20 protein-coding genes and 1 pseudogene are annotated in these 25,043 nt (G+C 74.2%); 18 read left to right on the top strand and 3 right to left on the bottom strand.

The genetic code is table 11. From position 1 onward, the window contains the following. The 9 genes from ACSURM_RS26375 (at position 1) to ACSURM_RS26335 (ending at position 12,413) form a co-directional block, all read left to right on the top strand. Positions 1-729: a hypothetical protein gene (locus ACSURM_RS26375; RefSeq protein WP_436958234.1), complete on the top strand. Its 729-nt coding sequence runs from the start codon at positions 1-3 to the stop codon at positions 727-729. Between the two features lie 112 nt (positions 730-841). Then, a complete protein-coding gene (locus ACSURM_RS26370) occupies positions 842-1,657 on the top strand; it encodes an adenosylcobinamide-GDP ribazoletransferase (RefSeq protein ID WP_436958233.1) in 816 nt (271 codons plus the stop codon). A gap of 228 nt (positions 1,658-1,885) precedes the next feature. Next, positions 1,886-3,424, top strand: a complete 1,539-nt coding sequence (locus ACSURM_RS26365) for a leucyl aminopeptidase (RefSeq protein ID WP_436958232.1) — start codon at positions 1,886-1,888, stop codon at positions 3,422-3,424. A gap of 268 nt (positions 3,425-3,692) precedes the next feature. After that, positions 3,693-5,081, top strand: coding sequence for a dihydrolipoyl dehydrogenase (gene lpdA / locus ACSURM_RS26360; protein WP_436958231.1), 1,389 nt, complete (start codon positions 3,693-3,695; stop codon positions 5,079-5,081). A 63-nt stretch (positions 5,082-5,144) separates the two neighbouring features. Next, positions 5,145-6,950, top strand: a complete 1,806-nt coding sequence (gene sucB, locus ACSURM_RS26355; RefSeq protein WP_436958230.1) for a 2-oxoglutarate dehydrogenase, E2 component, dihydrolipoamide succinyltransferase — start codon at positions 5,145-5,147, stop codon at positions 6,948-6,950. A 257-nt stretch (positions 6,951-7,207) separates the two neighbouring features. Next, positions 7,208-7,831 carry a GntR family transcriptional regulator gene (locus ACSURM_RS26350; protein WP_030783170.1) on the top strand — a complete coding sequence of 208 codons (624 nt, stop codon included), beginning with the start codon at positions 7,208-7,210 and terminating at the stop codon, positions 7,829-7,831. 259 nt (positions 7,832-8,090) lie between these two features. Continuing rightward, a complete protein-coding gene (gene aceE, locus ACSURM_RS26345) occupies positions 8,091-10,793 on the top strand; it encodes a pyruvate dehydrogenase (acetyl-transferring), homodimeric type (RefSeq protein WP_436958229.1) in 2,703 nt (900 codons plus the stop codon). A gap of 59 nt (positions 10,794-10,852) precedes the next feature. Beyond that, positions 10,853-11,836 (top strand): helix-turn-helix transcriptional regulator, encoded by a 984-nt coding sequence (locus ACSURM_RS26340; protein WP_436958228.1) that lies wholly within the window; start codon positions 10,853-10,855, stop codon positions 11,834-11,836. Between the two features lie 58 nt (positions 11,837-11,894). After that, the gene (locus tag ACSURM_RS26335) at positions 11,895-12,413 is read left to right on the top strand and encodes a DUF4240 domain-containing protein (protein ID WP_436961189.1); all 519 of its coding nucleotides are present in this window, start codon (positions 11,895-11,897) and stop codon (positions 12,411-12,413) included. A gap of 209 nt (positions 12,414-12,622) precedes the next feature. On the opposite strand, the pseudogene ACSURM_RS26330 reads toward ACSURM_RS26335, so the two are convergent. Continuing rightward, positions 12,623-13,447 (bottom strand): annotated as a pseudogene (locus ACSURM_RS26330) (peptidoglycan recognition protein family protein); the annotation flags it as partial. A 108-nt stretch (positions 13,448-13,555) separates the two neighbouring features. Between ACSURM_RS26330 and ACSURM_RS26325 the strand changes: the two are divergent. After that, complete coding sequence (locus ACSURM_RS26325; protein WP_436958226.1) at positions 13,556-14,737, top strand: MarP family serine protease; 1,182 nt, start codon at positions 13,556-13,558, stop codon at positions 14,735-14,737. Between the two features lie 31 nt (positions 14,738-14,768). Here ACSURM_RS26325 and ACSURM_RS26320 read toward each other — a convergent pair whose 3' ends face one another. Beyond that, positions 14,769-15,257: an N-acetyltransferase family protein gene (locus ACSURM_RS26320; RefSeq protein ID WP_436958224.1), complete on the bottom strand. Its 489-nt coding sequence runs from the start codon at positions 15,255-15,257 to the stop codon at positions 14,769-14,771. A gap of 88 nt (positions 15,258-15,345) precedes the next feature. On the opposite strand from ACSURM_RS26320, the gene ACSURM_RS26315 reads away from it, so the two are divergent. Next, positions 15,346-16,224, top strand: a complete 879-nt coding sequence (locus tag ACSURM_RS26315; protein WP_436961188.1) for a TIGR01777 family oxidoreductase — start codon at positions 15,346-15,348, stop codon at positions 16,222-16,224. A 182-nt stretch (positions 16,225-16,406) separates the two neighbouring features. Next, a complete protein-coding gene (locus tag ACSURM_RS26310; protein ID WP_436958223.1) occupies positions 16,407-17,888 on the top strand; it encodes an NAD(P)/FAD-dependent oxidoreductase in 1,482 nt (493 codons plus the stop codon). An 18-nt stretch (positions 17,889-17,906) separates the two neighbouring features. On the opposite strand, the gene ACSURM_RS26305 is transcribed toward ACSURM_RS26310, so the two are convergent. Then, on the bottom strand, positions 17,907-19,376 hold the full coding sequence (locus tag ACSURM_RS26305; RefSeq protein ID WP_436958222.1) for a regulator: 1,470 nt from the start codon (positions 19,374-19,376) through the stop codon (positions 17,907-17,909). A gap of 240 nt (positions 19,377-19,616) precedes the next feature. Here ACSURM_RS26305 and lipB point away from each other — a divergent pair, with 240 nt between their 5' ends. From lipB to ACSURM_RS26275, 6 genes are all read left to right on the top strand, one after another. Beyond that, complete coding sequence (gene lipB / locus ACSURM_RS26300) at positions 19,617-20,414, top strand: lipoyl(octanoyl) transferase LipB (protein ID WP_436958221.1); 798 nt, start codon at positions 19,617-19,619, stop codon at positions 20,412-20,414. Between the two features lie 114 nt (positions 20,415-20,528). Beyond that, positions 20,529-21,494 (top strand): lipoyl synthase, encoded by a 966-nt coding sequence (lipA, locus tag ACSURM_RS26295; RefSeq protein ID WP_436958220.1) that lies wholly within the window; start codon positions 20,529-20,531, stop codon positions 21,492-21,494. Between the two features lie 253 nt (positions 21,495-21,747). Continuing rightward, positions 21,748-21,948 carry an SCO2195 family GlnR-regulated protein gene (locus ACSURM_RS26290; protein WP_436958219.1) on the top strand — a complete coding sequence of 67 codons (201 nt, stop codon included), beginning with the start codon at positions 21,748-21,750 and terminating at the stop codon, positions 21,946-21,948. 70 nt (positions 21,949-22,018) lie between these two features. Next, positions 22,019-22,723: a DUF4191 domain-containing protein gene (locus ACSURM_RS26285; protein ID WP_436958218.1), complete on the top strand. Its 705-nt coding sequence runs from the start codon at positions 22,019-22,021 to the stop codon at positions 22,721-22,723. A 120-nt stretch (positions 22,724-22,843) separates the two neighbouring features. Continuing rightward, on the top strand, positions 22,844-23,929 hold the full coding sequence (locus ACSURM_RS26280; RefSeq protein WP_436958217.1) for a right-handed parallel beta-helix repeat-containing protein: 1,086 nt from the start codon (positions 22,844-22,846) through the stop codon (positions 23,927-23,929). A 112-nt stretch (positions 23,930-24,041) separates the two neighbouring features. Next, positions 24,042-25,037, top strand: a complete 996-nt coding sequence (locus ACSURM_RS26275) for a methyltransferase (protein WP_436961187.1) — start codon at positions 24,042-24,044, stop codon at positions 25,035-25,037. The last annotated feature ends 6 nt before the right edge of the window (positions 25,038-25,043 follow it).

Below are 25,043 nucleotides of genomic sequence, written 5' to 3'. Positions count from 1 at the left end.
ATGAGGAGAACGCTCGCCCGCTGGGCCCGGGCCGAGTGGGGCCCGCTGTACGCCGCCGTGCGCGACGCCGCGCGCCGGCGGGGGCCGGCCGCGCTGCCGCTGACCGCGGCCGCGGTGGGCCTGACGGGGTTCCTCCACTACGCGCAGCACCAGCCGTGGGGGTACGCGCTGGTGCGGGACCTGGGTGCGGTACGGGCCGACGACCCGCTGGGGACGGCCCTGCTGCGCACCCCGCTGTCGCTGTTCGTGCCCGCGCCGGACCTGCCGGTGTGGGGGGCGCTGGCGCAGATCCTGCTGGTGTTCGGGATCGCGGAGCTGTGCCTGGGGCGGTGGCGGACGCTGGCCATCGCCTACGCCGCCACGCTCGCCGGGACCCTGTACGCGCGCCTCGGCGTCACCCTCGGCGCGCACGCCCCGTTCGGGCTGCCGTGGACCGACGCCCAGGTGGTGGACACCGGCCCGTCGGCGGCGGTGGTGGGACTCGCGGTGTACGTGGGCTGGCGGTACGGCGCCTACGCGACGGCGGGCGCGGTGACCCTGGCGATGGTCGCCGAGGTGCTGCTGAAGGAGAACCTGGCGGGCAAGGAGCACCTGGCCGCGCTCACCGCGGTGGGCCTGCTGTGCCTGCTGACGGCACTACGGGACCGCCCCCCGGCCCGCCCCCGCCCGCACCGGCCCCCGCCCGGCTGGACCGGCCGGCACCCGGGCACCCCGCCGGTCCGCACCTGAGACCGGCCCCGGACCCGCCACCGGAAGCCCGGACCCTCCGGAAGCCCGGACAAGCGGGAGGGCCGGACAGGCGGGAAGCCGGGGGCCCGGAACCGCCCGGTACCCTGCGCCGGTGGTCACGTCCTCCGCCTCGTCGCCCCCTTCCCCCGCGGCCTCCGCCTCCGACGGGCTGCGGTTCGCCTTCGGCACGCTCACCGTGCTGCCCGTGCGGGTGCGCCGGTGGGACCGGGTGGCGGCGCGCGGCGGGATGCTGTGCGCGCCGGTGGCCGGGCTGGTCGTCGGCGGCTGCGCGGCCGGGCTCGGCCTGCTGCTGCTCCTGCTCGGCGCCGGCGCGCCGCTCGCCGCCGTCGCCTCGGTCGCCGTACCCGCCGCGCTGACCCGCGGGCTGCACCTGGACGGGCTGGCCGACACCGCCGACGGGCTGGGCAGCGGCAAAGGCGCCGAGGACGCGCTGCGCATCATGAAGCAGTCGGACATCGGGCCGTTCGGAGTACTCACCCTCGTCCTGGTGCTGCTGGCCCAGGTGGCCGTACTGGCCCAGCTCTACGGCGGCTCCTGGGCGCGGGGCGCCCTGGCGGCCGTGGTCTCGGCGGTCACGGCCCGGCTGGCGCTCACCCTGGCCGCCCGGGCCGGGGTGCCGGCCGCCCGCCCGGAGGGGCTCGGGGCGGCCGTCGCCGGGGTGGTGCCGGGGCCCGCCGCGCTGGGCACCGCGGCCCTGGTGACGGCGGCGGCCGGGGCGGCGGGCGCCTGCCTCGGCGGGTACGACGGCGTGCGCACCGCCCTCGCGGCGGCCGCCGGACTCGCCGTCGCCGAGCTGCTGCTGCGGCGGTGTGTGCGCCGGTTCGGCGGGGTCACCGGCGACGTGTTCGGCGCGCTCGCGGAGACCGCGGCGACGACCGCGCTCGTGGTGCTGTCGCTGGGCCGCTAGCGTGCGTCGGGGAGCCCCGGCCGGACGCGACGCCACACGCGGGTGAACACCCGAAGGAATGATCGACCGCACCCACGCGCGTAGTCTCGTCCCGGGTGTTCGCCGGCAGGGTGAAGGCCCCGGTTGCCACCTGTCCCCAGGCCTGGACCTAGGGTCGGCTGTCGGGCCCGGTCGACCCACCCCATTTCGGCCACTGCAACTTCACATCGGAAGCGAGAACTCACCACCGTGACTGCTCTGACTCTCAGCACCGCCGCGGCGCCCGGCCTGCGGGCCGACGCGATCGTGATCGGTGTCGCCAAGGGCGCCCAGGGGCCCGTCGTCGCGCCGGGCGCCGAGGCCGTGGACAAGGCGTACGACGGCAAGCTGGCCGGCGTCCTGGAGACCCTCGGCGCCTCGGGTGCCGAGGGCGAGCTGACGAAGCTGCCCGCGCCGGCCGGCTTCAAGGCCCCGCTCGTGGTGGCGGTGGGCCTGGGCGCGGAGCCCGCGGACGGCGACGCCGGCTACGACGCCGAGGCGCTGCGCAAGGCCGCCGGTGTGGCCGCCCGCGCGCTCTCCGGGGCCAAGAAGGCCGCGTTCGCGCTGCCCGTCGACGGCCCCGGCGCGCTCGGCGCCATCGGCGAGGGCGTCCTGCTCGGCGCCTACTCCTTCGACGTCTACAAGGGCGGCGCCCAGGACGCGAAGAACGCCAGGGCCAAGAACGGCAAGGCGCCGCTGGCCGAGGCCGCGCTGCTTGGCGGCAAGCCGCGCGACGCCGCCCACAAGGGCGCGCTGGCCCGCGCGGTCGCGGTCTCCGAGGAGCTGAACCGCGCCCGCGACCTGGTCAACATGCCGCCGAACGACCTCACCCCCGCCGCCTTCGCCGCGCTCGCGCAGACCGCGGCCAAGGAGCACGGCATCAAGGTGCAGGTGCTCGACGACAAGGCGCTGGCCAAGGGCGGCTACGGCGGCATCCTCGGCGTCGGCGGCGGCTCGGCGGCCACCCCGCGCCTGGTCAAGCTGTCGTACAAGCACCCGAAGGCGGACAAGCACCTGGCCTTCGTCGGCAAGGGCATCACCTACGACTCGGGCGGCATCTCGCTGAAGCCGGCCGGGCACAACGAGACGATGAAGTGCGACATGAGCGGTGCCGCCGCCGTGTTCGCCGCGGTCGTCGCCGCCGCCCGGCTCGGCCTGGAGGTCGAGGTCACCGGCTGGCTGGCGCTGGCCGAGAACATGCCGTCCGGGTCCGCCGTCCGCCCGGGCGACGTGCTGCGCATGTACAGCGGCAAGACGGTCGAGGTGCTCAACACCGACGCCGAGGGCCGGCTGGTGCTCGCCGACGCGCTGTGGGCGGCCTCGCAGGAGAACCCGGACGCGATCGTGGACGTCGCCACGCTGACCGGCGCGATGATGCTGGCGCTGGGCACCCGGACGTTCGGGGTCATGGCCAACGACGACGCGTTCCGCACCGCGGTGCACGAGGCGGCCGAGGAGGTCGGCGAGCCGGCCTGGCCGATGCCGCTGCCGGAGCACCTGCGCAAGGGCATGGACTCGCAGGTGGCCGACATCGCGAACATGGGCGAGCGCTGGGGCGGCGGGCTGGTGGCCGGCCTGTTCCTGCGCGAGTTCGTGGGCGAGGGCATCGCCTGGGCGCACCTGGACATCGCCGGGCCGGCGTTCAACGAGGGCGGCCCGTTCGGGTACACCCCGAAGGGCGGCACGGGTTCGGCGGTGCGCACGCTGGTCCGGCTGGCCGAGCTCACGGCCGAGGGCGACCTCGGCTGAGGCCGTCCGAGAGGCTCGTCCGGTGTGACGTCCGGCGGCTTGTGGGGCGTGGGGGGCCCGCGGTGCGGCTCCCCCCGCCCCCTTCGGGCGCCGAACGTGGGACGTCTCACACACCGGCCCGGCGTCTCGATCCCGTCCGACAAGTGCAAAGATGGAGCCCGGCAGGACAGGGCCCCCACCGAAGGGCCGAAGCATCAAGCGGCCGGACACCAGCCGCCTGCCGGTCATCGCCGACCGGCGCACGGCGCACATGCATGGAGGACGTGACGTGGCGAACGACGCCAGCACCGTTTTCGACCTAGTGATCCTCGGCGGTGGTAGCGGTGGTTACGCCGCGGCCCTGCGCGGGGCTCAGCTGGGCCTGGACGTCGCCCTGATCGAGAAGGACAAGGTCGGCGGCACCTGCCTGCACAAGGGTTGCATCCCCACCAAGGCTCTGCTGCACGCGGGCGAGGTCGCCGACCAGGCCCGCGAGAGCGAGCAGTTCGGCGTCAAGGCCGCCTTCGAGGGCATCGACGTCCCGGCCGTCCACAAGTACAAGGACGAGGTCATCTCGGGCCTGTACAAGGGTCTGCAGGGTCTGATCGCCTCCCGCAAGGTGACGTACATCGAGGGCGAGGGCCGCCTGTCCTCCCCCACCTCCGTCGACGTCAACGGCCAGCGCGTCCAGGGCCGCCACATCCTGCTGGCGACCGGCTCCGTGCCGAAGTCCCTGCCGGGCCTGGAGATCGACGGCAACCGCATCATCTCCTCCGACCACGCCCTGGTCCTGGACCGCGTGCCGAAGTCCGCCATCATCCTGGGCGGCGGTGTCATCGGCGTCGAGTTCGCCTCGGCGTGGAAGTCCTTCGGTGCCGACGTCACGGTCATCGAGGGCATGAAGCACCTCGTCCCGGTCGAGGACGAGAACTCCTCCAAGCTTCTCGAGCGCGCCTTCCGCAAGCGCGGCATCAAGTTCAACCTGGGCACGTTCTTCCAGAAGGCCGAGTACACCCAGGACGGTGTGAAGGTCACGCTGGCGGACGGCAAGGAGTTCGAGGCCGAGCTGCTGCTCGTCGCCGTCGGCCGCGGCCCGGTCTCCCAGGGCCTCGGCTACGAGGAGCAGGGCGTCGCGATGGACCGCGGCTACGTGCTCGTCGACGAGTACATGCGCACCAACGTCCCGACCATCTCCGCCGTCGGTGACCTTGTCCCGACCCTCCAGCTCGCGCACGTCGGCTTCGCCGAGGGCATCCTGGTGGCGGAGCGCCTGGCCGGTCTGAAGGTCGTTCCGATCGACTACGACGGTGTTCCGCGGGTGACGTACTGCCACCCGGAGGTCGCCTCCGTCGGCATCACGGAGGCCAAGGCCAAGGAGGTCTACGGCGCGGACAAGGTCGTCTCCATCAAGTTCCCGCTCGGCGGCAACGGCAAGAGCCGGATCCTGAAGACCGCGGGCGAGATCAAGCTCGTCCAGGTCAAGGACGGCGCCGTGGTGGGCGTCCACATGGTGGGCGACCGCATGGGCGAGCAGGTCGGCGAGGCGCAGCTGATCTACAACTGGGAGGCGCTGCCGTCCGAGGTGGCCCAGCTCATCCACGCCCACCCGACGCAGAACGAGGCGCTCGGCGAGGCCCACCTGGCCCTGGCCGGCAAGCCCCTCCACATGCACGACTGACGCCTTCCGTCTTCGGGCGCGACGACCACAGACTTCCGCAATTCGTTAGGAGCAACCGAAACCATGGCGGTTTCCGTAACCCTTCCGGCGCTCGGCGAGAGCGTCACCGAGGGCACTGTCACCCGCTGGCTGAAGGCCGAGGGCGAGCGCGTCGAGGCCGACGAGCCGCTGCTCGAGGTCTCGACCGACAAGGTCGACACCGAGATCCCCGCCCCCGCCTCGGGCATCCTGGCCTCCATCAAGGTGGCCGAGGACGAGACGGTCGAGGTCGGCGCCGAGCTGGCCCTCATCGACGACGGCACGGGTGCGCCCGCCGCCGCTCCGGCCCCGGCCGCCGAGGCCGCCGAGGCCCCCGCCGCCGAGCCCGCCCCCGCCCCCGCCCCGGCCGCCGAGGCTCCGGCTCCGGCGCCCGCCGCCGAGGCCGCTCCGGCCGCTCCGGCCGGTGGCGCGCAGGGCACCGACGTGGTCCTGCCCGCGCTGGGCGAGTCCGTCACCGAGGGCACCGTGACCCGCTGGCTGAAGTCGGTCGGCGAGACCGTCGAGGCCGACGAGCCGCTGCTCGAGGTCTCCACGGACAAGGTCGACACCGAGATCCCCGCCCCCGCCTCCGGTGTGCTGCTGGAGATCGTGGTCGGCGAGGACGAGACGGCCGAGGTCGGCGCCAAGCTCGCCGTCATCGGTGCCCCGGGTGCCGCTCCGGCCCCCGCCGCCGAGGCCGCCCCGGCCGCCCCCGAGGCCGCTCCGGCTCCGGCTCCTGCTCCGGCTCCGGCCGCTGCCCCGGCGCCCGCCCCGGCCCCGGCTCCGGCTCCGGCTCCGGCCCCCGCCGCTCCGGCCCCCGCCGCTGCCGCCCCGGCTCCGGCGCCCGCCCCGGCTCCGGCTCCGGTCACCCCGGCCACCGCGCCGACCTCGCCGACCGCCACCCAGGCGACCGACGAGGGCGCGTACGTGACCCCGCTGGTGCGCAAGCTCGCCGCCGAGAACGGCGTCGACCTGGCCACCGTCAAGGGCACGGGCGTCGGCGGCCGGATCCGCAAGCAGGACGTCCTCGCCGCCGCCGAGGCCGCGAAGGCCGCCGCCGCTGCCCCGGCCCCCGCCGCGGCCGCCCCGGCCGCCGCCGCGAAGAAGGCCCCGGCGCTGGAGGCCTCCCCGCTGCGCGGCCAGACCGTCAAGATGCCCCGCATCCGCAAGGTCATCGGCGACAACATGGTCAAGGCGCTGCACGAGCAGGCGCAGCTGTCGTCGGTCGTCGAGGTCGACGTCACCCGCCTGATGAAGCTGCGCGCCCGGGCGAAGGACTCCTTCGCGGCCCGCGAGGGCGTCAAGCTCTCCCCGATGCCGTTCTTCGTCAAGGCCGCCGCGCAGGCACTGAAGGCCCACCCGGTCATCAACGCCAAGATCAACGAGGCCGAGGGGACCATCACCTACTTCGACACCGAGAACGTCGGTATCGCGGTGGACTCCGAGAAGGGCCTGATGACCCCGGTCATCAAGAACGCCGGCGACCTGAACATCGCGGGCATCGCCAAGGCCACGGCGGAGCTGGCCGGCAAGGTCCGGGCGAGCAAGATCACCCCGGACGAGCTGTCCGGCGCGACCTTCACCATCTCCAACACCGGTTCGCGCGGCGCGCTGTTCGACACGATCATCGTGCCGCCGGGCCAGGTCGCGATCCTCGGCATCGGTGCCACGGTCAAGCGTCCGGCCGTCATCGAGACCGAGGAGGGCACGGTCATCGGCGTCCGCGACATGACCTACCTGACCCTCTCCTACGACCACCGTCTGGTCGACGGCGCCGACGCGGCCCGTTACCTGACCGCGGTCAAGGCGATCCTGGAGGCGGGCGAGTTCGAGGTCGAGCTCGGCCTCTGAGCGGCTCTCGGGCCGAGGCCCGAAACGACGTAGAGCTGGGGCTCTGACCCCATCGCGCCTGATCAGGCGTACGAACGCCCCGTCCGGAGCTTGTTCCGGGCGGGGTGTTCGTGTTTGTCCGGGTACCCAGCGTGTAAGGCTCGTCTCACCTGCGTCGAAGCGCCCCCGCGCGCCCTTCCCGCGCAGCGAACCCGCCGTATTGTCTAAGCGTCAAAGCCCCCGGGGGCCGCAGGACGGCCCCTCCCTAAGGAGCCGTCATGACCGCGCCCGTCGTCCACTCGCTGCGCGAGCAGATCCGCGAGCACATCGTGGAGGGAATCGTCAGCGGGCGCTGGCAGCCGGGCGAGCGGATCGTGGAGCGGCGGATCGCGACCGAGCTGGAGGTCAGCCAGACCCCGGTGCGGGAGGCGCTGCGCGAGCTGGAGTCGCTGCGGCTGATCGAGTCGGCCCCGAACAAGGGCGTGCGCGTCCGCAATCTGACGGCGGCCGACCTGGAGGAGAGCTACCCGGTCCGGGCGGGCCTGGAGGCGATCGCCGCCGAGCTGGCGGCGGAGCGGCTCGCGGAGGACTGCTCGGCGCTGGAGCCGCACGTCGCGGCCCTGTACGAGGCCGACCGGAAGGCGGACGGCACGGCCCAGGTGCGGCACACGGTCGGCTTCCACCGGGAGCTGGTGCGGGCCGCGCACAACTCGGTGCTGCTGCACACGTGGGAAGGGCTGGGCATCGAGGTGTTCACGGCGCTGTCGATCCGCTGGCTGGGCACGGTCCAGCAGTCGTACGCGGAGGAGCACGAGGAGCTGGTGCAGGCGTTCCAGCGCCGGGATCCGCGGATCGCGGAGCTCGTGAAGGCGCATGTGCTGGGGTGCGCGCCGCGCGCCTGACCCAGCCGAGCATACCCCCGCTCACCTGCGAAAACCCCCCTCCAAGGCGGCACCGGGTGCCCATTTCGAAGGCACCGGGTGCCTACTTTCTCGGATTCGAGACTTTTTCCCCCTCAACCCTTTGATCGATCATCGATCAGAGGGTTACAGTCGCCGACGGACTTCCACCGAAGTCCACTGCCCTGTCCTGCCAAAGACCTAGGGCACCCCCGAACCCTTGACGATGAGGGAACCCCCTTCGACTGAGGAAGGCGGCGACATGACCGACCCCAACGCCATCCAGCCGAGCGCGCTCGACCAGCTCCCGGACCGCGACCCGGAGGAGACCGCCGAATGGCAGGCCTCCCTGGACGCCGTGGCCAGGGAGGCCGGACCGCACCGCGCCGCGTACCTGATGCGTCGCACGCTGGAGCGCGCCGAGGCGGGCGGCATCGCGCTGCCGAAGCTCCTCGAGACCGACTACGTCAACACCATCCCCACCTCCGCGGAGCCGGCCCTGCCCGGTGACCCGGAGATGGAGGCCCGGATCACCGCGTGGAACCGCTGGAACGCGGCGGCCATGGTGACCCGGGGCAGCAAGCACGGCGTCGGCGGCCACATCGCGACCTTCGCCTCCGCCGCCTGGCTGTACGAGACCGGCTTCAACCACTTCTTCAAGGGCAAGGAGGGGGACGGCTCCGGCGACCAGCTGTACATCCAGGGCCACGCCTCCCCCGGCATCTACGCCCGCGCCTTCCTCGACGGCCGCCTGAACGAGGCGCACCTCGACAACTTCCGCCAGGAGGCCGGCGGCAACGGCCTGCCGTCCTACCCGCACCCGCGCCGGCTGCCCTGGCTGTGGGAGTTCCCGACGGTCTCCATGGGCCTCGGCCCGCTGTCGGCGATCTACCAGGCGCGGTTCAACCGCTACCTGACCAACCGCGGCATCAAGGACGTCTCCGCCTCCCACGTCTGGGCCTTCCTCGGCGACGGCGAGATGGACGAGCCGGAGTCCACGGCCGCCCTCGCGCTGGCCGCCCGTGAGGAGCTGGACAACCTCACCTTCGTCATCAACTGCAACCTCCAGCGCCTGGACGGCCCGGTCCGCGCCAACTTCAAGATCGTGCAGGAGCTGGAGGCCCAGTTCCGCGGCGCCGGCTGGAACGTGATCAAGACGCTGTGGGGCTCGGCCTGGGACGAGCTGTTCGCCCTGGACACCACGGGCGCGCTGGTCCGCCGGCTGCGCGAGGTGCCGGACGCGCAGGTCCAGACGTACCAGACCCGCGACGCCGCCTACATCCGCGAGGACTTCTTCGGCAAGGACCCGGCGCTGGCCGAGATGGCCAAGCTGCTGAGCGACGACAAGATCCTCGAGTGCTTCCACCTCTCGCGCGGTGGCCACGAGGCGAGCAAGGTCTACGCCGCGTACAAGGCCGCCGTCGAGCACAAGGGCGCGCCGACCGTGATCCTGGCCCAGACGGTCAAGGGCCACACCCTGGGCGAGGGCTTCGCGTCGAAGAACGCCAACCACCAGATGAAGAAGCTGACGGTGGACGAGTTCAAGGCGATGCGCGACCGGCTCGGCCTGCCGATCAAGGACAGCGACTTCGTCGACGGCGTGGTGCCCTACGGCCACCCGGGCGCCGACTCCCCGGAGGTGCGCTACCTCCAGGAGCGCCGCGCGGCCCTCGGCGGCCCGGCCCCGGCCCGCCGTACCCAGCCGCTGCCCGCGCTGCCGGCCCCGGCGGAGAAGGCGTTCGCCTCCTTCGACAAGGGCTCCGGCTCCCAGAACGTGGCCACCACGATGGCGTTCGTCCGCCTGGTCAAGGACCTGGTCCGCGACAAGGAGACGGGCAAGCGCTGGGTGCCGATCGTCCCGGACGAGGCGCGCACCTTCGGCATGGAGAGCCTCTTCCCGTCCCTGGGCATCTACTCGCCCAAGGGCCAGACGTACGAGCCGGTCGACCGTGACCAGCTGATGTACTACAAGGAGGCCAAGAACGGCCAGATCCTCAACGAGGGGATCACCGAGGCCGGCTCGATGGCCGACTTCATCGCCGCTTCGTCGTCGTACGCGACGCACGGCGAGGCGATGATCCCGTTCTACATCTTCTACTCGATGTTCGGCTGGCAGCGCACGGCCGACCAGATGTGGCAGCTCGGCGACCAGCTCGGCCGCGGCTTCCTGGTCGGCGCGACGGCGGGCCGTACGACCCTGACGGGCGAGGGCCTCCAGCACGCCGACGGCCACTCCCCGGTGATCGCCGCGACCAACCCGGCCGCGCTGACGTACGACCCCGCGTTCGCCTACGAGATCGCGGTGATCGTCCGTGAGGGTCTGCGCCGGATGTACGGCGAGGCCAAGCCGGGCGAGGACCAGAACGTCTTCTACTACCTGACGGTCTACAACGAGCCGCTGCCGCAGCCGGCCAAGCCGCAGGGCCTCGGCATCGACGAGGGCATCGTCAAGGGCCTGTACCGCTTCAACACGGCCGAGTCCGCGGGCATCACCGTGGCGGCGGGCGCCCCGCGCATCCAGCTGCTGGGCTCCGGCACGGCGATCCACTGGGCCCTCAAGGCGCAGAAGCTGCTGGCCGAGGAGTGGGGCGTGGCCTCGGACGTGTGGTCCGCGACCTCCTGGACCGAGCTGCGCCGGGACGCGCTGGAGGCCGACGCGGCGCTGCTGCGCGGCGAGGACCGGGTGCCGTACGTCCGCCAGGCGCTCCAGGGCGCCGAGGGTCCGGTGCTCGCGGTGTCCGACTACATGCGCCAGGTCCCGGACCAGATCGCGCAGTGGGTCGAGCAGGACTGGTCCTCGCTGGGCGCCGACGGCTTCGGCCTGTCGGACACCCGTGAGGCCGCCCGCCGCCACTTCGGCGTCGACGCCGAGTCGATCGTCGTGGCCGCCCTGTCCCAGCTCGCCCGCCGCGGCGAGATCAAGGCGACGGCGGTCAAGGAGGCCCGGGAGAAGTACGGGCTGTAACAAACCGGTCGGATGAGCAGGCCCCCGCTTCGGCGGGGGCCTGTTGGCATGATGGGCGCATGCGCGCGGCCCGGCTCATCAAGATGGTTCTGCTTCTCCAGTCGCGGCCCGTCATGACCGCCGCCGAGCTGGCCCGGGAGCTGGAGGTGTCGGAGCGGACGGTGACGCGGGACGCCCAGGCGCTCTCCGAGGCGGGGGTGCCGGTGTACGCCGACCGGGGGCGGGCCGGGGGGTACCGGCTGGTCGGGGGGTACCGGACGCGGCTGACCGGGCTGGCCCGCGGCGAGGCCGAGGCGCTGTTCCTGAGCGGGGTGCCGGGGGCGCTGCGGGAGATGGGCCTGGCGGACACCGCCTCGGCGGCCCGGCTGAAGGTCTCCGCGGCCCTGCTGCCCTCGCTGCGGGACGCCCCGGACACCGCCGCGCAGCGCTTCCACCTGGACGCGCCCGCCTGGTTCCGGGAGCCCGAGACGCCCGCGCCGCTGCCGGTGCTCGCCGAGGCGGTGTGGGACGACGGCCGGGTCCTCGCCCGTTACCGGCGCGCGGAGGACACGGTGGAGCGGCGGCTGGAACCGTACGGGCTCGTGCTGAAGGCCGGTGTCTGGTACCTGTGCGCGCGGGTGGCCACGAACGGCTCCTTCCGGACGTACCGGATCGACCGGTTCACCGCCGTGGACCCGCTCGGCGAGCGGTTCGACCGCGATCCGGAGTTCGATCTGCCGGGTTTCTGGGCGGAGCAGGCCGAGCGGTTCGCCCGGTCGATCCTGCGGGCCGAGGTCGTCGTACGGCTCTCTCCGGAAGGGCTGCGCAGGCTGCCGCACGCCGTGGACCCGCTCGCCGCGCGGACGGCCCTCGCGGAGCCGGGCGCGCCGGACGCGGCGGGCCGGGTGACGGTGACGCTGCCCGTGGAGTCGGAGGAGGTCGCGTACGAGCAGCTGACGGCGCTCGGGCCGGAGGCCGAGGTGCTGGCCCCGGCCGCGCTGCGCGAGCGGTTCGCGGCGGACGCGGCCCGCGCCGCCGCCTTGTACCACCCCGGGGACGGCTGAGCATCCGGGCCGTACTCCGGGTGCGTGCCACCGGGTCAGGGCCGATGCTGGTGGCGTGATGGACGAGACGGAGTTCTGGGAGCTGATCGACTCCAGCCGCGGGGCCGCCGAGGGGGACCCCGAGGAACAGGCCGACCTGCTCGTGGAGCGCCTGCTGCGGCTGGACCCGGAGCAGGTGCTGGACTTCGCCCGCCACTTCGAGGCCCGCTACAACCGCGCCTACCGCTGGGACCTGTGGGGTGCCGCCTGGCTGCTGCTGGACGGGTGCAGCGACGACGCGTTCGACTACTTCCGGTGCTGGCTGATCGGGCAGGGCCGGGAGGTGTTCGAGGGGGCCCTGCACGACCCGGACGCGCTGGCCGGGCTGCTGGGCGAGTTCGACGAGGAGATCGACGGCGACGGCGAGGAGCTGGGGTACGCGGCGGACGAGGCGTACGAGCGGCTGACCGGCACCGTCGCCCCCGAGCTGGGCCTCGCCCCGCCCCCGGCCGAGCCGGCGGGCACGCCGCTGGACCTGGAGGACGACCGGGTGCTCGCCGAGCGGTTCCCCCGGCTGTGGGAGCGGTTCAGGACATGACGGCCTCACGGCTGTTCCTCGGGTGTCCCGCCTCCGGTCGGCTCGGCCCGCCCGGGGCCGGGGCTGCTGCCGGCTTGGGCACTGGCGCTGGCGCTGGGCGCGACCGTGGGGCGCGGGGAGGTGCGCGGGCCGTGCGTCTTGGGGGGCGGCGTCGCGGCCGGCTCGCGGGGTGGCGCGGTGACCGGCTTCCGGTGGGGCGTCGCGGCCGGGCGGCCCTGGAGTTGGGCGGCCCGTTCCCGGATGGCCGGGAGGCGGGCGGTCAGGGCCGCGCCGGGGCAGCTGGTGTGGAATCCGGCGTCGTGCCCGGCGAGGGCGGGCAGGGTGGCGGTGGCGCCCGACCGGTAGCGGCTCTGGCCGCTGCTGGAGACCAGCCGGGCCCGGCCGCGCGGGTCGATGTCGGCGAGCCCGAGCTTCCAGGCCGCGAGGGCGGCAATGGCCTCGGTCATGGCCCGGGGCACGGGGACGCCCGCGGTGAAGGTGCCGAGGGCGGCGATCCCGGCGGTGCGGTGGTTGAAGCCCTGGGAGTGGGCGCCGGTGACGGGCCGGTCGACGCCTCCGGCCCGGCCCTCGTAGATGGTGCCGCAGCGGTCGACGAGGAAGTTGTAGCCGATGTCGTCCCAGTGCCGGGCGCCGGTCTGGCCGGCGTACAGGCCCCGGATGATGCGCGGCGCGTCGGCGCAGGCGTAGTCGTTGGGCGAGTCGGTGTGGTGCAGGAAGACGGCCACCACCTTGTCGTCGTAGCGCGGGGGCGGCTGGGTGTGCCCGGTGACGCGGTCCAGCCAGGCGGAGCGCGGCACGATGCGCGGCCGGGCGGCCCGGTGCCCGGCGGGCGGCCGGGCTCCGGCGGCGGGGCGGTCGGGGCGGGAGGCGGCGCGCTCGGCGCCGCGGGCGCACAGGACCAGCGCGCCGACGGCGAGCAGCCCGGGCAGGCAGCCGAGCAGCACCAGCAGCGCCCCGGGTATCCGCCGTGCGGTGCGGGGACTCCCCGCGGCGGCCCGTGCCGGGGCCTGCGGGGCTCTTCGGAGGACACGCATGATCCCACTGTCAAGCCGCCGGGCCGTACCCGCGCCGCGCGCTCTGCCACCTGGCGGAACCTTCGTCCCGGTCCGGGTCACTTCCGGGGGACGGGAAAGGCGGCTGCCGTGAACGTGCTGGACCTGCTGCTCGCTGTGGTGACCGTCTGCTCCGCGGTGTCGGGATACCGGCGCGGGCTGGTGGCCGGGTGCGTCTCGCTGGCCGGGTTCGCGGGCGGCGCGGCCGTCGGGATGTGGCTGCTGCCGTGGGCGACGGGCCAGGTGCGGGGTTCGGCGGCGGTCACCGCGCTCGCCGCGCTGACGCTGCTGGTGCCGGCGGTGCTGGGGCGCGGGCTGGCGGGCCGGGCGGCGCGGCGGCTGCGCGGGCGGATGGACCGGGGCCCGCTGCGGGCGGCGGACGGCGTCGGGGGCGCGGCGGCGCACTCGGTCGCGGTGCTGGTGGTGGCGGGGATGGTGGCGGGCGTGCTGGGCGCGGCCCCGGCCCCGGCGCTGACGGCGGAGGTACGGGAGTCGACGCTGCTGAGCGCGGTGCGGCAGCGGATGCCCGAGGCCACGCCCGCCTGGTTCGCGCGGGCCACGTCCGCGCTGTCCGGGGCGGGCTTCCCCCGGGTGCCCGGCCCGTACGGGTCCGAGCCGGCAATCCCGGCGGCCCGGCCGGAGAGCGACGGTGTCGCCCCGGCCGCGACCCGGGCGGCCCGGCGCAGCACGGTCAAGATCGAGGGGTTCGCGGGCGCCGAGGGCCGCGAGGGCAGCGGGTTCGTCTACGCGTCCCGGCGGGTGCTGACCAACGCCCACGTGGTGGCCGGCATCGACCGGCCCGGCGTGCGGGTCGGCGGGGCCGGGCGGACGTACCCGGCCCGGGTGGTGCTGTTCGACCCGGGCCGGGACGTGGCGGTGCTGTACGTGCCCGGGCTGCGCGCCCCGGCGCTGCGGTTCGCCCCGGACGCCGGGCGCGGGGACCCGGCGGTGGTGGCGGGCTACCCGGAGGCCGGCGGCCTGGACCTGCGGGCGGCGACGGTCACGGACCGGGTGCGGGCGGTCGGCCCGGACATCTACGACGAGCGCACGGTCACCCGGGACGTGTACGCGATCCGTTCCGAGGTCCTGCCGGGCAACTCCGGGGGCCCGCTGCTGACCCGGGACGGCCGGGTGCTCGGGATGATCTTCGCCCGGTCCGCCTCGGACGCGGGGACGGGGTACGTGCTGACGGCGGGCGAGCTGACGGGCGTCGCCCGGCGGGCGGCCACGGCGACGGCGCGGGTGGACACCGGGGAACTGGTCGCCGCGTAGCGCCGCCGCCGGGGCCCGGTGGCGCCCGGGTTCACAGGGACCGGCCCATGCACACGTCGTCGACGTAGCGGCCGTCGAGGTGGAACTCCCCCGGCAGCACGCCCTCGACGACGAAGCCCTCGGACTCGTACAGCCTCCGGGCCGGGGTGTTGTGCCCGAGCACCCGCAGGGTCAGCCGGCGGGCGCCGCGCTCGCGGGCGCGGTCGACGGCGGCCCGGATCAGCGCGCGCCCGACGCCCCGGCCGCGCGCCTCGCCGGCGACGGCGATCCCCTGGATCTGCAGGACGTGCGCGTTGGAGGCGAGCGGGGTGGGGTGGGCGAGGCGGACGTAGCCGAGCAGGCGCCCGCCGTCCTCGGCGACGAGGAAGTCCTCCGGGCGGTGCCTGTCGTCGAAGAACGGCGGGTACGGCGGCACCGGCCGGGGCGTGACGGCGTGCAGGGTGGACCAGACGGCCCGGTCGAGGAGGGCCAGTTCCCCCTCGTCACGGGCCTGGGCGGTACGTATGCGGAGCTCGGACATGACGCTCACCCTAGGCCGCGCCGTCCGGGCCTCCAACGGGTTTCCGGGGTGCGGGTGGGGTCATGCTTGGGGCCATGGAACGTCACGTATCGCGGTGGCCGGCGCGTCCGGTCTGATCGGCGGTGCCCTGGTGCGGTCCCTGACCGCCGACGGGCACGAGGTGGTGCGGCTGGTGCGCCGGGCGCCCGAGGGCCCGGACGAGGTCCGCTGGGACCCGGAGCGGGGCCGGGTGGACGCGGTCGGGCTGACCGGGTGCGACGCGGTGGTCAATCTGGCGGCGGCCGGGGTGGGCGACCGGCGCTGGACCCCGGAGTACAAGCGGGTGCTGCGGGACAGCCGGGTGCTGGGCACGGCCGCGCTCGCCGAGGCGGTGGCCTCGCTGCCCGAGCCGCCCCGGGTGTTCGTGAACGGCAGCGCGATCGGTTTCTACGGCGACACCGGCGCGCGGGTGGTGGACGAGGACGCGCCCCCGGGCGACGGCTTCCTGGCCCGGCTGTGCGTGGAGTGGGAGGAGGCGGCGGCGCCCGCCGAGGAGGCCGGGGTGCGGACGGTGTTCCTGCGCACGGGGCTGGTGGTGGCCCGGGGCGGTGGGGCCTGGGGGCGGCTGTTCCCGCTGTTCCGGGCGGGGCTCGGGGGCCGGCTGGGCGACGGGCGGCAGTACTGGTCGTACATCGCGCTGCACGACGAGGTGGCCGCGATCCGGCACCTCATCGACCGGGAGGACCTGTCCGGCCCGTTCAACCTGACCGCCCCGCAGCCGCTGCCGAACCGGGAGATCACCGCGGCGATGGGCCGGGTGCTGCGCCGGCCGGCGGTGTGCGCGGTGCCCGGCGCGGTGCTGCGCGTGGCCCTCGGGGAGATGGCCGGGGATGTGCTGGGCAGTCAGCGGGTGGTGCCGAAGCGGCTGCTGGAGTCGGGCTTCCGGTTCGCGTTCCCCGGCATCGAGGAGGCGATCCGCGCGGCGTGATGAGCCGATTGCAACACGGGCGAACAAAAGTGACCGTATGCGACCTCCATGCGACCGTGCCCTGTTGATGCGCGACTCCTCCTGACCGATCACCGCCCTAACCTCGATCCGAACTCGGGTATCCGTGGCGCCAGTCGGAGGCATGGCTCCTCCACCGGCCGCGTAACCACAGGAGGGGCCTCGTGCTTGAGCCCGCGTACCAGGTGGACGTCGTCATCGTGGGGGCCGGCCTCGCCGGTCTCTCGGCCGCTCACCGGCTGACCAGCGCCGGAATCACCACCGCGGTCCTGGAGGCCGCCCCGTACGTCGGCGGTCGCATGTCGACGGAGAAGGTCGACGGCTTCCGGCTCGACCGCGCCGGACAGCTGCTGTCCACGTCCTACCCCGAACTCCGGCTGACCCCGGGCCTGGCCGAGCTGACCGTGCGCCGCTTCGCGCCGGGCGTGCTGCTGCACCGCGACGGGCGCCTCCAGCGCGCGGGCGCCCCGGCGCTCGGGGGAAGCGCGAGGGGCGCACGGGGCGCACTCCACGCGGTGCGCGCCCTCGCCGGCACGCCCAGGGCCACGGCCGCCCGGGGCACGGCCCTCAGGACCACGGTCCTCGGGAGCACGGCCCTCGGCGGTACGGCCGCCAGGGCCACGGCGGCCCGGGCCACGACCGGCCGGGGCACGACGGTCACGCCCGGCCGGACCGGCGGCGCGCCGGTGGGCGGCGCGGTGGACCAGGCCCGGCTGGGCGCCGCGCTCGGCCGGCTCGCGGCGACCCCCGTCGAGCGCGTCCTGGCCCGCCCCGAGCTGCCCGCCGCCCAGGCGCTGGCCCGGCGCGGGGTGCCGGCCCGCACCATCGACGGCTTCCTGCGCCCGCTGCTGGCCGCGCTGCTGTGCGACCCGGAGCTGACCACGTCCAGCCGGTGCGCCGACCTGGCGCTGCGCGCCTTCGCCAGCGGCCGGCTGTGCGTGCCGGAGGGCGGCGCGGAGGCGCTGCCGGAACTGCTGGCGCGGGCGCTGCCGCCGGGCACGGTGCACACCGGGGTGCGGGTCACCTCGGTGTCCACGACCTCGGTGGCCACCGCCGAGCACGGCGAGATCCGCTGCCGTGCGGTGCTGTTGGCCACCGGCGCGCGGGCCGCGGCGGAGCTGCTGCCCGGGCTGCGGGTGCCGGACTTCCATCCGGTGACGGTGGTCCACCACACCACGGACGAACCCGCGGAGGCCCTCCCGACCGGCGCCTCGCTGCTGCTGGACGCGGACCGGGGCGGGCCGGTGGCGCACACGGCGGTGCTCAGCACCGTGGACCCGAGCCGGGCGCCGGCCGGCCGGGTGCTGATCTCCTCGACCGTGCTGGGCCCGCCGCCGGAGGGCGTCGACACCGCCGTGCGCATCCACCTGGCCCGGCTCTACGGCACCTCCACGCGCCGCTGGGAGACGCTGGCCGTGCACCACACCCCCGAGGCGGTCCCGGCCATGCGCCCCCCGCACGACCCGCGCCGCCCGGTGCGCCTCCTGGCGGGCCTGTACGTCTGCGGCGACCACCGCGACACCAGCACGGTCCAGGGCGCGCTGCACTCCGCCCGCCGGGCGACGTCGGCCATCCTGGCGGACCTGGGCGCGACGGGCTCGATGCACCGCGCGGACCCGGCCCCGGTGCTGCCGAGGGCGGCGTAGCCCCGGCTTCGCGCGGTCCTACCCCAGCGCGGCGACCTTCTCCCGGTAACCGCGCACCGGCGCCGCGTCCCGGTACGGCTCCAGGCGGCGCTCGAAGTCCTTGACGTATTCCACCGCGCGGGCGGACCGCATCTCGGCGGCCTGCCCCGCGGCCTCCGCGGCGAGCGCGCACGCCTGGTCGAGCTCGCCGAGGCCGAGCCGCGCGGTGGCGAGGACGACCCGGCAGAACAGCCGGCTGCGGGCGAAGACGGGCGCCCGCAGCTGGAGGGCGCGCTCGGCGTGCTGCGCGGCGGCCCGGAACTGCTGGAGGTCCCGGTGGCAGTGCGCGAACTCGTCGGCGAGCTGCCCCTCGTCGAAGAACCGGGCCCAGTGCGGCACCTCGTCCCCGGGCCGGGCCGCCTCCAGCGCGCGCTCGGCGCGCACCAGCGCCGCGGTGCACGCCCGCACCTCGCCGAGGACGGCGTGCGCCCGCGCCTCGGAGGCGTGCAGCAGGGACTGGACGACGGGCGGGGCGCCGGTGCCCACGCCCTGCTGGGCGACCCGGGTCAGCTGGACGGCCTCCCTGCCGTGCCCGAGGTAGACGGCCTGGCGGCTCATGGTGACCAGCACGTAGGAGCCGTAGGCCCGGTCGCCGGCGGCCTGGGCGAGCCGCAGGGCCTGGACGAAGTAGCGCTGGGCGAGCCCGTGCGCGGCGATGTCGTACGACGTCCAGCCCGCCAGCCGGGTCAGGTCGGCGGCGGCGCCGAACAGCCGGCGGCCGACCTGCTCGCCGTAGCTGCCGCGGAGCATCGGCTCGCACTCGTGCTCCAGGTAGCGCACCAGCGCCTGCCGGGCGTGGCCGCCGCCGAACCGGTCGTCCAGGGTGCGGAACAGCTCGCCGACCGAGCGCAGCGCGGCGATGTCGCCGGCGGTGACCCGGTGGCCGGGGGCGCGTTCGGCGCTCGCGCGGGCGCGGGCCGCGGCCGCCGCCCCGGGCGGGAGCGGGGGCCTGGCCGCGCCGGGCCGGCCCTGCTGCGGCACCCGGGGCCCCGGCTCGCGGGCCACCCGGTCGTCGGGCTTGCCGATCAGCCAGTCCCGGCTGGGCACGACCAGGCCCGCCGGGGTGAAGGCGATCTTGCGCAGCTCGGCGTGGCTGCCGGAGTCCTTGCGCCACAGGCCGCTGACGATGTCGACGGCCTCCTCCGGGGTGGCCGCGAACTCCAGCCCGGCGTACACCGGCGCACAGGAGTCCAGGCCGAGATCCTGGGCGGTGAGCCGGCGCCCGAGCCGGCGGGTGAAGACCTCGGCGATGAGGGCGGGGGTCGTGCCGCGCGGCTGCTGCCCGCGCAGCCAGCGGGTGACCGATGTCTTGTCGTATCTGAGGTCCAGCCCGTGTTCCAGACCGAGCTGATCGACGCGACGCGCCAGACCCGCGTTGGAGAACCCCGCTTCTGCGATGAGCGCGGCGAGCTGGCGGTTGGGGGTGCGCTGCGCGGGTCGGTCCGTCATCTGCGGTGCGGTCTCCTGCCTTCCGGGCCGGTGGGCGTGCCCGGATTGCCTTTGAGCAGCCCTTATGGCCTCACGAACGGCGCGAATGTAGCGGAGAGTGAGCAGACGATCACACACTTTGCGCCACCTTCATCCGATCGTGTGAGGAATGCCCGCCGGGCTGACGCGCGCGGCCCGGACGTACAGTGGCGTGGGCGCGATACATGTCTGACACACCCATCGCCGAGGGAGGCGCTTGCCGTGAGTGAGTTGCGGTTCGTCCGCAGGGGATTCGGTGCCGATGCCGTCGACTACCAGGAGGCCTGGGACGAGCAGCGCCGGATCCACGCGGCCCGGTTCGCCGACGAGGTCCCCGACACCGTGCTGCTGCTGGAGCACCCCCCGGTGTACACGGCCGGCCGGCGCACCGAGGACAGCGAGCGCCCGCTGGACGGGACCCCGGTCGTCGACGTGGACCGCGGCGGCAAGATCACCTGGCACGGCCCGGGCCAGCTGGTGGGCTACCCGATCCAGAAGCTGCCCCGCCCGGTGGACGTGGTCGCGCACGTACGGCGGCTGGAGGAGGCGCTCATCCGCACCTGCGCCGAGTTCGGCCTGGAGACCACCCGGGTCGAGGGCCGCAGCGGCGTATGGGTGCTCGGCGACCCGGTCGAGCGGCGGCCGGCGCTCGGGGGGCTGTCCCTGGACCTCGACCCGCGCCTGACCGACGAGGAGTTCGACCCCCGCCTCAACGGCCCCGAGTACGCCCCGTCCAACGCGGGCCAGCGGCGCGAGGACCGCAAGATCGCGCAGATCGGCATCCGGGTGGCCAAGGGCGTCACGATGCACGGCTTCTCGTTCAACGTGAACCCGGACATGAAGTGGTTCGACCGCATCATCCCGTGCGGCATCCGCGACGCGGGCGTGGCCTCCCTCGCGGGCGAACTGGGCCGGGACATCACGGTCGAGGAGGTCGTGCCGGTGGTGGAGAGGCACCTCAGGGACGTCCTGGAGAACGCGGACCTCAGGCCCCGGGAGATCGAGAAGGCGTCCGCCTGACCGTCGGCACCGGGAATGCGCCCTGTGGTCGGGAGGTTGGTCTCACCGGCAGGGCGCAATGAGCACGGGCGTACCCTGGTGTACGCCGAAGAATCGAAGTCACAGGGAGCCGACGTGTCCGCAGTCTCACCCGACGGACGCAAGATGCTGCGCCTGGAGGTCCGCAACAGCCAGACCCCCATCGAGCGCAAGCCCGAGTGGATCAAGACCCGGGCGAAAATGGGCCCCGAATACACGAAGATGCAGAACCTCGTGAAGAGCGAGGGCCTGCACACGGTGTGCCAGGAAGCCGGCTGCCCGAACATCTACGAGTGCTGGGAGGACCGCGAGGCGACCTTCCTCATCGGCGGCGACCAGTGCACCCGGCGCTGCGACTTCTGCCAGATCGACACCGGCAAGCCCGAGGCGCTCGACCGCGACGAGCCGCGCCGGGTGGGCGAGTCCGTGGTGACGATGGACCTGAACTACGCCACCATCACCGGCGTGGCCCGCGACGACCTGGCGGACGGCGGCGCCTGGCTGTACGCCGAGACCGTGCGCCAGATCCACGAGCAGACGGCGGACCGCGAGGGCGGCCGGACCAAGGTGGAGCTGCTGGCCCCCGACTTCAACGCGGTGCCCGAGCAGCTGGCGGAGGTGTTCGAGTCCCGTCCCGAGGTCTTCGCGCACAACGTCGAGACGGTCCCCCGGATCTTCAAGCGGATCCGCCCCGGCTTCCGCTACGAGCGCTCCCTGAAGGTCATCACCGAGGCCCGCGACTTCGGCCTGGTCACCAAGTCCAACCTGATCCTCGGCATGGGCGAGACCCGCGAGGAGATCAGCGAGGCGCTGAAGCAGCTGCACGAGGCGGGCTGCGAGCTGGTCACCATCACCCAGTACCTGCGCCCCTCCGTCCGGCACCACCCGGTGGAGCGCTGGGTGAAGCCGCACGAGTTCGTGGAGCTGAAGGAGGAGGCCGAGCAGATCGGCTTCTCCGGTGTGATGTCCGGCCCGCTGGTGCGCTCCTCGTACCGCGCCGGGCGGCTGTACCAGATGGCCGTCGAGAAGCGGGGCGCGTTCGTCGCCGCCCAGGCGGTGTGAGTCCCGCTCCGGTTGCGCGGCGTGAGCCGCGCGTGTGAATCGTCGCACAAATTGCTACTGGCCGGTAATGGCCGGGTCGACGCGGCCCCGGCCGTCCTCGCTGATGAGGGCGGCACCGGGGCCGCGCCGTTCGTCGCGGCCCCGGCAGGGGGGGTTCACCACTGTTTGACCGGCCGGTCACGCCCTGGTAACACCAGACAGTGACCCTGGTGTCACGCCCCTGACTCCACCGTCTTCGAGGGGGATCCCGTCCATGCAGGCACCGCCCGTGCGCGCCACCGCCATCCCGTCCGTCACCGACGCGCTGCGCCGCGTCGAGTCCCTGCTGCTGAGCGGCGGCCAGCGCACCGCCCGCCGCAACGCCTGGACCTCCGTCCTGGAGGACCGCCGCCGGGCCAAGGACCGCGTCGAGGCCCAGCGGTTCCTGGAGCGGGCCGCCACCGGCCGCTCCTGACCCGGTCCCGGGCCGGTCCCGCCGGGCACTGCCGTCGTAGGCGCTCCCGGGGGCACGTAGACTTCGTGGCATGGCGAGGAAGGAAACCGCGGCGGACGCCGCGAATGCCGGGCGACTGAAGCAGATCGCCCTCACGTACCGGATGACCCGCAAGGCCGACAAGACGATCGGCCTGGTACTCGCGGCCGTCGGCATCGGCACGCTCGGTGTCTTCCTCGCGATCGGCTTCCTGGTCGGACACCCGGTCTACCTGGGCATCTTCGGTCTGCTGATCGCCCTGCTGGCGACGGCCATCGTGTTCGGCCGCCGGGCCGAGCGGGCGGCCTTCGGCCAGATGGAGGGCCAGCCGGGCGCCGCCGCGGCCGTGCTGGACAACATCGGCCGGGGCTGGACGACGACCCCGGCGGTGGCGATGAACCGCAGCCAGGACGTGGTGCACCGGGCCGTCGGCAAGGCCGGCATCGTGCTGGTCGCCGAGGGCAACCCGAACCGGGTGAAGACCCTGCTGGCCGCCGAGAAGAAGAAGATGAACCGGATCGTCGCGGACGTGCCGGTGCACGATGTGATCGTGGGCGACGGCGAGGGCCAGGTGGAGCTGAAGAAGCTGCGCACGACCCTGCTGAAGTTCCCGCGGGTGCTCACCGGCCCCCAGGTGACCACCACCAACGACCGGCTGCGCGCGCTCGGCGACCTGATGAGCAACATGCCGCTGCCGAAGGGCCCGATGCCGAAGGGGATGCGCCTCCCGAAGGGCGGCAACCCCCGAGGGCGCTGACCCGCACTCGTACGCCATCGACGAAGCCCCGCACCCCCTCAGGGTGCGGGGCTTCGTTGACACGCCACCGAACGGAGCATCCGGCGGGTTATCGGCTCATCCGCTTTTAGCCTTCGGAATGTGACAAAACGCCATATTACGTACCTCGCATGCGCCACGGCTTTCGTCGGTGCGTTCGCCGGCGCCGCCCCGGCGTCGGCGGCCCACCGCACCCTCGTGGTGCACCCGGGAGAATCCATCCAGAAGGCGGTGAACGCCGCCCGGCCCGGCGACACCGTGCTGGTCCTGGCCGGCACCTACCGCGAGAGCGTCACGGTCAGGACGGCCGCGCTGACCCTGCGCGGCGTGGGCCCGCGCACCGTCGTCCGGCCGCCCGCCCGCGCCAAGACCCGACCGCCCGCCAAGGGCGCCACCCCCACCTGCCTCGGCGCCGGCAACGGCATCTGTGTGGTCGGCGGGAAGAACAAGGCCCTGCGGGACGTCACCGTCGCCGATCTGACGGTGACCGGCTTCGCCAAGGTCGGCCTGTGGTCCATGGGCACCGACCACCTGACCGTGACCGGCGTGACCGCCGACGACAACGGCCAGTGGGGCATCGCCCAGGAGCACTCCACCCGGGGCGTCTTCCGCCGTGACACCGCCCGCCGCAACGGCGACGCCGGCCTGTTCCTCGCCAACAGCGTGAAGGCCGAGCAGGGCGCCAAGGACAGCAAGGGCGCGGTGGTCGAGCGCTCCCTGCTGGAGGGCAACCGGATCGGCCTCACCGTCCGCCGGCTGCGCAACCTCACCGTCCGGCGCAACCACGTCACCGGCAACTGCGCCGGCGTGTTCGTCGTGGGCGACGAGAACAAGCCCCGGGCGGGCGCGCTGACCGTGCGCGCCAACCTGGTCGAGCGGAACAACAAGTACTGCCCGAAGACCGCCCGGCTGCCCCACCTCCAGGGCTCCGGCATCGTGCTGACCGGCACCGAGACGGCCCTGGTCGCCCGGAACACCGTCACCGGACACTCGGGCGAGTCCCCGCTGTCGGGCGGCATCGTCCTGTTCAAGAGCTTCGTCGGCGTCACCAGCGAGCGGAACCGGATCACCGGCAACCACCTGTCGGCCAACTCCCCGGCGGACCTGGTCAACCAGGAGGCGGCGAAGAGCGGCAACGCCTTCAGCCGCAACTCCTGCCGCGCCTCCAGGCCCGCGGGCCTGTGCTGACCGGACCGCCGTACCCGACCCACGCAAGGAAGGAAGGCGGCACATGACCGCACCATCCCCCGCGCTCTCCACCGCGCCGGAGCCCGGGGCACCCCCCACCCCGCCGCCGTCGATGCGGCTGCGCGAGCTCGTGTTCGGGGCGGCCTGCGCCGCCGCCGTCCGCGCCGCCGCCCGGCTCGGTGTCGCCGACGCCCTCGGCGACGCCCCCATGACCGCCCAGAGCCTGGCGGCGGCCGTGCACTCCGAGCCCGGGCCGCTGCGCCGGCTGCTGCGCGCCCTGTCCTGCTACGGCGTCTTCGCCGAGCGGCCCGACGGCACGTTCGCGCACACCGAGATGTCCCGGCTGCTGCGCGAGGACGACCCCAACAGCCTGCGCGCCATCGCCCTGTGGTGCACCGAGCCGTGGACCTGGGACGCCTGGCCCCGGCTGGACCGGGCGGTGCGCACCGGCCACGACGTCGTACAGGAGCTGTACGGCAAGGAGTTCTTCGAGTACCTCAACGAGGACGCCCCGGAGTCCGCCGACGTCTTCAACCGGGCGATGACCCGCTCCAGCGAGCAGTCGGCCCGGGAGGTCGCCGCGCTGCTCGACCTGTCCGGCAGCGACTCGGTCGCCGACCTCGGCGGCGGGCAGGGGCACGTGGTGGCCAGCCTGCTCGACAAGTACCCGGCGATGCTGGGCTATCTGCTGGACCTGCCGCGGGTGGTGGACAACGCGCTGCCCCGGCTGCGCGCGGGCGGCGACCTGGCCGGCCGGACGCGGATCGTGCCGGGTGACATCCGCGAGGCCGTCCCGGTCAGGGCCGACGTCTACATCATCAAGAACATCCTGGAGTGGGACGACGAGTCCACCGCCCGGCTGCTGCGCAACGTGGTCGAGGCGGGCGGCCCCGGCGCCCGGGTCGTGGTGATCGAGAACCTGGTGGACGACACCCCGTCCATGCGGTTCAGCACCGCCATGGACCTGCTGCTGCTGCTCAACGTGGGCGGGGCCAAGCACACCACCGCCAGCATGACCGGCCGGCTGCGGGCGGCGGGCCTGGAGGTCGGCGACGTCCGCCCGGTCAACCCGTTCCTGCACGCGTTCGACTGCACGGTCCGCGGGTGAGACCGC

Source organism: Streptomyces sp. SudanB182_2057, assembly GCF_964272715.1.
In the GTDB taxonomy this organism is placed as follows: Bacteria; Actinomycetota; Actinomycetes; order Streptomycetales; family Streptomycetaceae; genus Streptomyces; species Streptomyces rubradiris.
This window is presented reverse-complemented; position numbering and strand designations above follow the sequence as displayed.